This window comes from Nocardioides sp. (genome assembly GCF_034670285.1).
Taxonomy (GTDB): domain Bacteria; phylum Actinomycetota; class Actinomycetes; order Propionibacteriales; family Nocardioidaceae; genus Nocardioides.
The window spans coordinates 1-8,041 of sequence record NZ_JAXMNS010000150.1 but is presented as its reverse complement, the minus strand read 5'-3'; the positions used below and the strand labels follow the sequence as shown (position 1 = coordinate 8,041).

Annotated in this window: 9 protein-coding genes; 4 read left to right on the top strand and 5 right to left on the bottom strand. The window is 69.4% G+C overall.

Annotated features, from left to right (window positions below; genetic code table 11):
- The first annotated feature begins 97 nt into the window (after positions 1–97).
- Complete coding sequence (gene ribA, locus VOI19_RS09305) at positions 98–763, top strand: GTP cyclohydrolase II (RefSeq protein WP_323792687.1); 666 nt, start codon at positions 98–100, stop codon at positions 761–763.
- A complete protein-coding gene (gene ribH, locus VOI19_RS09300) occupies positions 760–1,239 on the top strand; it encodes a 6,7-dimethyl-8-ribityllumazine synthase (protein ID WP_323792686.1) in 480 nt (159 codons plus the stop codon). The genes ribA and ribH overlap by 4 nt, the downstream gene beginning before the upstream one ends.
- Positions 1,240–1,374: 135 nt before the next feature.
- Here the strand turns inward: ribH and VOI19_RS09295 are convergent, their stop codons facing one another.
- Entirely contained in the window at positions 1,375–2,538 is a 1,164-nt protein-coding gene (locus tag VOI19_RS09295) for a steroid 3-ketoacyl-CoA thiolase (protein ID WP_323792685.1), read from the bottom strand.
- A gap of 186 nt (positions 2,539–2,724) precedes the next feature.
- On the opposite strand from VOI19_RS09295, the gene VOI19_RS09290 reads away from it, so the two are divergent.
- A complete protein-coding gene (locus VOI19_RS09290) occupies positions 2,725–3,966 on the top strand; it encodes a cytochrome P450 (RefSeq protein WP_323792684.1) in 1,242 nt (413 codons plus the stop codon).
- 41 nt (positions 3,967–4,007) lie between these two features.
- Here the strand turns inward: VOI19_RS09290 and map are convergent, their stop codons facing one another.
- On the bottom strand, positions 4,008–4,775 hold the full coding sequence (gene map, locus VOI19_RS09285) for a type I methionyl aminopeptidase (RefSeq protein WP_323792683.1): 768 nt from the start codon (positions 4,773–4,775) through the stop codon (positions 4,008–4,010).
- Positions 4,776–4,858: 83 nt separating this feature from the next.
- Here map and VOI19_RS09280 point away from each other — a divergent pair, with 83 nt between their 5' ends.
- On the top strand, positions 4,859–5,272 hold the full coding sequence (locus VOI19_RS09280) for a VOC family protein (protein WP_323792682.1): 414 nt from the start codon (positions 4,859–4,861) through the stop codon (positions 5,270–5,272).
- Between the two features lie 113 nt (positions 5,273–5,385).
- On the opposite strand, the gene VOI19_RS09275 is transcribed toward VOI19_RS09280, so the two are convergent.
- From VOI19_RS09275 to VOI19_RS09265, 3 genes are all read right to left on the bottom strand, one after another.
- The gene (locus VOI19_RS09275; RefSeq protein ID WP_323792681.1) at positions 5,386–6,549 is read right to left on the bottom strand and encodes a thiolase domain-containing protein; all 1,164 of its coding nucleotides are present in this window, start codon (positions 6,547–6,549) and stop codon (positions 5,386–5,388) included.
- A gap of 1 nt (position 6,550) precedes the next feature.
- Positions 6,551–7,618 carry a thiolase domain-containing protein gene (locus tag VOI19_RS09270; RefSeq protein WP_323792680.1) on the bottom strand — a complete coding sequence of 356 codons (1,068 nt, stop codon included), beginning with the start codon at positions 7,616–7,618 and terminating at the stop codon, positions 6,551–6,553.
- 11 nt (positions 7,619–7,629) lie between these two features.
- On the bottom strand, positions 7,630–8,041 hold a 412-nt coding region (locus VOI19_RS09265), incomplete at its 5' end, for a Zn-ribbon domain-containing OB-fold protein (RefSeq protein WP_323792679.1).

Genomic DNA, 8,041 nt, shown 5'->3' with positions numbered 1-8,041 from the left:
CAATGAAATGACGCGATCCAGTGCGTTGGAGAATTCCCCGGCAGTCTCTTTTGCCGAATCCAGGTGTTTGACAAAAACGACAGCCTCTTCATTGAAGGTGTACCTCGTCGAGCGCGTCGCGGAGACCCGGCTACCCACCAAGCACGGCGACTTCACGGCGTACGGCTACCGGATCACGACCGACGACTCCGAGCACATCGCGCTCGTCTACGGCGACGTGTCCTCGCTCGGCGTCGACGACCCGGTGCTGACGCGCGTGCACTCGGAGTGCCTGACCGGCGACGCGTTCGGCAGCAGCCGCGGCGACTGCGGTCCGCAGCTCGACGAGGCGATGGAGCGCATCGCCGCCGAGGGTCGCGGCGTCGTGGTCTACCTGCGCGGGCACGAGGGCCGTGGCATCGGCCTGGTCGGCAAGCTGCAGGCCTACCAGCTGCAGGATGGCGGGCGCGACACCGTCGACGCCAACCTCGACCTCGGCCTCCCTGCCGACGCGCGCCACTACGGGACGGCCACGCAGGTGCTCAAGGACCTCAAGGTCGAGAGCGTGCGCCTGCTGACCAACAACCCCGACAAGGTGCGCAACCTCGAGGAGTACGGCGTGCCCGTGGCCGAGCGTGTGCCGCTCACGCCGCAGCCCAACGACCACAACCTCGCCTACCTGCTCACCAAGCGCGACCGGATGGGCCACGAGCTGCCCGACCTGCAGTCGAGCGACACGCTGGTGGGCGACGACCTCGACCGGACCGACGGAGCACAGGCATGAGCGGCCACGGAGCACCCACGACCGAGCCGATCGACTGCAGCGGGCTGAAGGTCGCCGTGGTGGCGGCCAGCTGGCACACGGTCGTGATGGACGGCCTGCTCGCGGGCGCCCAGCGCGCCCTGACGGCGTACTCCGTCTCGGGGGCCGAGGTCGTGCGCGTGCCCGGCACCTTCGAGCTGCCCGTGGTCGCGAGCTCCCTGGCCGCGGCCGGGTACGACGCCGTGGTCGCCCTCGGCGTCGTGATCCGCGGCGGGACGCCGCACTTCGAGTACGTCTGCGGCGCGGCCACCGATGGACTGGGCCGGGTGGCACTCGACCACGGGGTTGCCGTCGGCTTCGGCGTCCTGACCTGCGACACCGAGCAGCAGGCCCTCGACCGCGCCGGGCTCGAGGGTTCGTCCGAGGACAAGGGCTACGAGGCGACCGCCGCCGCCCTCGAGACCGCGATGATCATGCGCTCGATCGCTCGGGACTGACCTCGACTCGCGGCTCTCGCCGTACCCACCGCGCGTCGGGAAACGTTGCCGTTTGGTCCCAGACGACGGGTTTTCGCGCCGGATTGTTGTCGTCTGGGACCAAACGACAACGATCCGGCGCGGCCGATCAGCGGGTCAGATCCGCTCGATGATCGTGCCGGTGGCCATCGCGCCGCCGGCGCACATCGAGAGCAGGGCGCTGGACTGGTCGCGGCGCTCGAGCTCGTGCAGGGCCGTCGTGATGAGCCGGGTGCCGGTCGAGCCGACCGGGTGGCCGAGGGCGATCGCGCCGCCGTTGACGTTGACCTTGTCCATCGGGACGGCGTGCTGGCCGGCCCAGGAGAGCACCACGGCGGCGAACGCCTCGTTGACCTCGAACAGGTCGAAGTCGGAGATGCTGCGACCGGACCGGTCGAGCAGCCGCTGCGTCGCCGCGATGGGGCCGTCGAGGTGGTAGTAGGGGTCGGAGCCGACGAGGCAGTGGTTGACGATCCGGGCGCGGGGGGTGAGCCCGAGCGCGCGGGCCTTGTCCTCGTCCATGATCAGCACAGCCGAGGCGCCGTCCGAGATCTGTGACGACGTGCCGGCGGTGTGGAAACCGTCGGGCAGCACCGAGCGCAGTCCGGCCAGGCCCTCGAGGGTGGTCTCGCGCAGGCCCTGGTCGGTGTCGACCACGCGGGTCTCACCGGTGGGCTTGCCCTCGGCGTCGAGCACGGGGGCGTCGATGGCGAGGATCTCGCGCTTGAAGCGTCCCTCGTCGACCGCCGCGCGCGCCTTCTGCTGGGAGGCGAGCCCGAAGGCGTCGAGGTCCGCGCGGGTGAGGCCGCGGTTGGCGGCGATCCGGTCGGCCGCCTCGAACTGGTTGGGCATGTCGATGGTCCACTCCGCCGGGCGGGGGTCGCCGAGACCGGCCGGGACGTTGCCGCCCAGCGGGATGCGCGACATCGACTCGATGCCGCACGCGATGCCGACGTCGATGGTGCCCGCGGCGATCATGTCGTGCACGAGGTGCGCGGACTGCTGGCCCGAGCCGCACTGGGCGTCGACCACGGTGGCGCCGGTGTGCTGGGGGAGTCCGGCGTGCAGCCAGGCGCGGCGCACCATGCCGTTGGACTGCTCACCGGCCTGCGTTACGCAGCCACCTACCACCTGCTCGACGAGCTCGGGGTCGATCCCGGCGCGCTCGATCACCTCGCGCTGGGCGAGGCCGAGCAGGACGGCGGGGTGCAGGCCGGCGAGCCAGCCGTTGCGCTTGCCGAGGGGAGTGCGGACGGCGTCGATGATCACAGGAGTACCCATAAGAGAAAACTAGAACGCGTTCTCGTTTTCGACAAGTGGGGGAGTCGCGGCACCGCCATGTGAGACGCGCCACGAAATCCGGCACGAAAGGCTTTCGTGTTGACGAGAAACTATGTAATCTTCGATAGAACGTGTTGCAGAAACGCAACTCGTCTTCCAGCGCGCTACCCCGAGGAGAGCATCCAAGTGACCGCAGATCTGCTGCCGGCCGGCTACGACTTCACCGACCCGGACGTCAACCACGCCGCGGTGCCGCACGAGGAGTTCAAGCGCCTGCGTCAGTCCTCGCCCGTGCACTGGATCGAGCAGGCCGAGGCGGTGCGCAGCGGCTTCACCGACGAGTCCGGCACAGGCTACTGGGCGCTCACCAAGCACGCCGACGTGCTCGCCGCGTCCAAGGACTCCAAGAACTTCGGCGTCCACGAGAACGGCGCGATCATCCGCTTCGGCGAGGGCATGGAGCGCGAGCAGATCGAGATGCAGCGCGTCATGATCATCAACCAGGACGCTCCCGACCACACCAAGATGCGCCAGATCGTCAGCCGTGGCTTCACCCCGCGCGCGATCGACGCCCTCGACGAGATCATGACCCAGCGCGCCCGGCAGATCGTGGGCGACGCGGTCGCCAAGGGCAGCGGCAACTTCGTCGAGCAGGTCGCCGCCGAGCTGCCGCTCCAGGCGATCGCCGAGCTGCTCGGCGTCCCGCAGGCCGACCGGTTCAAGCTCTTCGACTGGTCCAACCAGATGCTGGCCATGGACGACCCGGACGTGGGTGGCGACCCTGAGGTCGCCGCCGCCGAGATCCTCGGCTACGCGATGGGGATGGCGGCCGAGCGCAAGGCCACCCCGCTCGACGACATCGTGACCAAGCTGGTGCACGCCGACCAGACCGGCCGTGGGCTGACCGATGACGAGTTCGGCTTCTTCGTCATCATCCTCACCGTCGCCGGCAACGAGACGACGCGCAATGCGATCACCCACGGCCTCAACGCCTTCATGGACAACCCAGACCAGTGGGAGCTGTGGAAGAAGGAGCGTCCCGCCACGATGGTCGACGAGGTCGTCCGCTGGGCCACGCCCGTCATCTCCTTCCAGCGCACCGCCCACAACGACGTCGAGGTCGGCGGTCAGCTCATCAAGAAGGGTCAGCGGGTGGGCCTGTTCTACCCGAGTGCCAACTTCGACGAGGACGTCTTCGAGGACCCCTTCACCTTCGACATCACCCGCGAGAAGAACCCGCACGTCGGCTTCGGCGGCAACGGCGCCCACTACTGCCTTGGCGCCAACCTGGCCCGCCAGGAGATCCGTCAGATGTTCGACGCGCTCGCCGACCTCGCCCCCGACATCACCAAGCTCGCCGAGCCCAACCGGCTGCGCCACAGCTGGATCAACGGCATCAAGGACCTGCAGGTCTCCTACACCGGCTGATCGCCCGGCAGTTTCACCACTTGAGTGGTGAAACTGCCCCGTCAGTCGCGCGCCGTCAGGACGAGCGGCCCGTCCTCGGTGATCGCGATGGTGTGCTCCATGTGCGCACCGCGGGAGCCGTCCTCGCTGCGCAGCGTCCAGCCGTCGGGGTCGGTGTAGATCCGGTCGGTGGTGTGCATGAACCACGGCTCGATCGCGATGACCAGGCCCGGCTTGAGCTTGAAGCCACGCCCGGCCCGACCGTCGTTGGGCACGTGCGGCTCGCCGTGCATCGTGCGCCCCACTCCGTGGCCGCCGAACTGCAGGTTGACCCCCAGGCCGGCGCTGCGCGCGACCTTGCCGATGGCAGCCGAGATGTCACCCATGTGGGCGTTCGGCTGGGCGGCTGCGATCGCGTCGTCGAGGGCCTTGCGTGTCACCTCGATGAGCTCGAGGTCCTCGCGCCGCGGGGTGCCGACGACGAGCGAGTAGGCGGAGTCCGAGACCCAGCCGTTGACCGCGACCGCGAAGTCGACCGAGAGCAGGTCGCCGTCCTGCAGCACGTAGTCGTGGGGGAGGCCGTGCAGGACCGCGTCGTTGACCGAGGTGCACAGCACCTTGCCGAACGGCGAGGCGCCGAACGACGGGTGGTAGTCGACGTAGCACGACGTAGCACCCTCGGCCGCGATCATGTCGGCGGCGAGCGCATCGAGCTCGAGCAGGTTGACGCCGACGTCGGCCTTGGCCGCGAGGGCGTCGATCACCGAGGCGACGAAACGCCCAGCAGGACGCATCTCTTGGATCTGGGCGGGGGTACGGAGCTCGATCACGAGGTCGACCCTAGGTCACCGGTGGGCGGGCTGTGCATCCCAGCATCACTCCGTCGTCCGGGTCGGCGTCCTACCCTGACCCCATGAGGGGAAGGCGTACGGCGGACGGCGCGGTCGACCGGTGGCAGCGAGCCGACTGGTGGGGCGTCGTCCTGGACTGCCCCGACGCGCTGAGCCTGGCGCGGTTCTACTCCGACCTGCTCGGCTGGCCGATCTGGAGGCCCGAGAGTGCCGATGAGCACGGCGCGGCTCTGGACCTCGGGGAGGGCGTGGGCTACCTCTCCTTCCAGCGCGACCCGGGCTACGAGGCGCCGGTGTGGCCCCCGGAGGTCGGCCGCCCGCGGATGATGATGCACCTCGACTTCGAGGTCAGTGACCTCGATGCGGCCGTCGACCACGCGCTGGAACTCGGTGCGAGCCTGCCCGAGCACCAGCCCCAGGACGGCGTCCGGGTGCTGCTCGACCCGGTTGGGCATCCATTTTGCCTGTACTCCTGAGCGGATGCCGTCACCCGGGGAGGTTCTCAGGGATTGCCTGACGTTCTCAGGTGAAGTTCTCCCTGAGAACGTCAGGAACACCCGGTGATCCGGGGATTCATCCCCGAACCACGTCAGCCCTGCGGCTTCTCCGACCCCACGACCCACATCGCGAAGAACTGCGAACCGCCGCCGTAGGCGTGACCCAGGGCCTTCTTCGCGCCCTCGACCTGGTGCTCGCCGGCCAGCCCGCGCACCTGCAGCGCAGCCTCGCCGAAGCGGAGCATGCCCGAGGCACCGATCGGGTTGGACGACAGCACGCCGCCCGAGCAGTTGACGGGCAGCTTTCCGCCGAGGGCGGTGGCACCGGACTCGGTGAGCTTCCAGCCCTCGCCAGGAGCGGCGAAGCCCAACGACTCCAGCCACATCGGCTCGAACCAGGAGAACGGCACGTAGATCTCGGCCATGTCGATCTCTTCGATCGGGTTAGTGATGCCGGCTTGCTTCCACAGCGCCGCCGCGGCGTCGCGGGAGGCCTGAGGGTTGACCTGGTCGCGCTCGGCGGCGGTGGTGGCCTCCGAGCGCATCACGGTGCCGTGGATCCACGCCGGGTTCGGCGAGGAGGCAGCGACGTCCTCGGAAGCGATCACGAGCGCACACGCGCCGTCGGAGGACGGGCAGGTCTCGTCGTAGCGGATCGGGTCCCACAGCATCGTGGAGGCCATCACCGACTCGACGGTCGTGCCCTCGTTGTGCAGGTGCGCGTAGGGGTTCTTGAGCGCGTTGTTGCGGTCCTTGGCGGCCACGATCGCCCCGATGTGCTCGGGTGCGCCCGAGCGCCGGATGTAGGAGCGCACGTGCGGGGCGAAGTAGCCGCCCGCGCCGGCGTGCACCGGCATGTTGAACGGCACCGGCACCGACAGCGCCCACATCGCGTTGGACTCCGACTGCTTCTCGTAGGCGACCGTGAGCACCTTCTTGTGCACCCCGGACTGGACGAGCGAGGCGGCCACGATCGCCGTCGAGCCACCCACCGACCCGGCGGTGTGCACGCGAAGCAACGGCTTGCCGGCAGCGCCGAGCGACTCGGCGAGGAACAGCTCGGGCATCATCACGCCCTCGAACAGGTCGGGGGCCTTGCCGACGACGATCGCGTCGATCTCGTCGAGCGTCAGGCCGGCGTCCTCGAGTGCCCGGTCCATGGCCTCGCGGCACAGGCCGGCCATGGAGACGTCGTCGCGCTTGGCGCGGTGGTGGGTCTGGCCGATGCCGATGACCGCTGCGGGCTGCTTGGCCATCTCAGGCACCGTCCGTTCCGGGGGTCGCGTCGAGGACGCACAGGAGGTTCTGCTGCAGGGCGGGTCCCGACGTGGCGTGGCCCAGGGTCCGGGACGCGTCGCCGGACCAGATCTTCTTGGCGGCCTCGCCGATCCGGATGCCTCCCGCGGAGAACATCGGGTTGCTGGCGAGCGCGCCGCCGGAGGGGTTGATCGCGACGTCGTCGCCGAGGCCGAGCTCGCGGCGCAGGACGAGCTCCTGGTGGCTGAACGGAGCGTGCAGCTCGGCTACCTCCACCCCGGACAGGTCGACGGACGCCGCCGAGCGGGCCGCCGAGGGGGACCGGGTGAGGTCGCGGGTGCCCATGCTCATCGGGTCGATGTGGTGCGACAGCCCAGAGATCCAGGCGGGCCGGTCGCGGACGTCGCGGGCCCGGTCACCGGCAGCGAGCACGATCGCGGCGGCACCGTCGGTCACCGGTGCGCAGTCGTGCTTGCGCAGCGGGTCGGCGTACATCGGGCGGGCGAGCAGCTCCTCGACCGAGGAGCCGCCGCGGCGCACGGCGTACTCGTTCTTCTCGGCGTCGGTGAGCGAACGGTTGACCACCTCGGCCATCGCGCGCTCGTCCCACAACCCGGCGTCGAGACCGACGCGCGCCTGCAGCCCGGCCAGCGACACGGTGTCGGGCCACAGGGGCGTCATCGTGTACGGGTCGAGCTGGAGGGAGAGGGTGCGACGCAGCACGCCTGCCGAGCTCTTGCCGAAGGCGTAGACCAGCGCGGTGTCGACCTCGCCGGTCTGGATCTTGATCCAGGCCTCGTACATCGCCCAGGCGAGATCCATCTCGACGTGCGACTCGTTGACCGGCGGGATCACGCCGATCGCGTCGACGGCCTGCACGAACGAGAAGGAGCGGCCCGCGAGGTAGTCCGAGGAGCCCGAGCACCAGAAGCCCACGTCGCGGCGGGTCCAGCCGGTCTGCTCGTAGCACTCGGCCAGCAGCGGCACGAGCATCTCGACACACGTGGGGGACCCGTCGAAGTTCTCCATCTGTCGCTGGGCGAACCCCACGACGGCAACGTCTCTCATCTTCCAGCCCCTCAGAGGTGGTTCTTGTAGGTGTCGAAGTCCGCGTCGGGCTCGCCGGTCGGACTGAAGTGGCTGATGTTCTCGATGGTGGTGCCCCACTCCTCGCGGGGCTTCCACACGGCCTTGACCCGCATGCCCATGTGGACCTCCTCGGCGGGGATGTCGAGGATCAGGTGCAGGAACGCGATGTCGGCGCCGTCGAGGAGCACGTAGGCGGACACGTACGGCGGGGTGATCTTCTGGCCCATGAACGGCACGTTGACCACGCAGAAGGTGGTGACGGTGCCGGTCTCGGCGAGCTCGACCTCGTCGGTGGTGGGGGTGCCGTCCGCCGGGCACGCGCTGCGCGGCGGCACGTAGACCTTCGAGCAGGTCGGGCAACGCTGACCGAGGATCCTGCCCTCGGCCAGGCCGCGGTAGAAC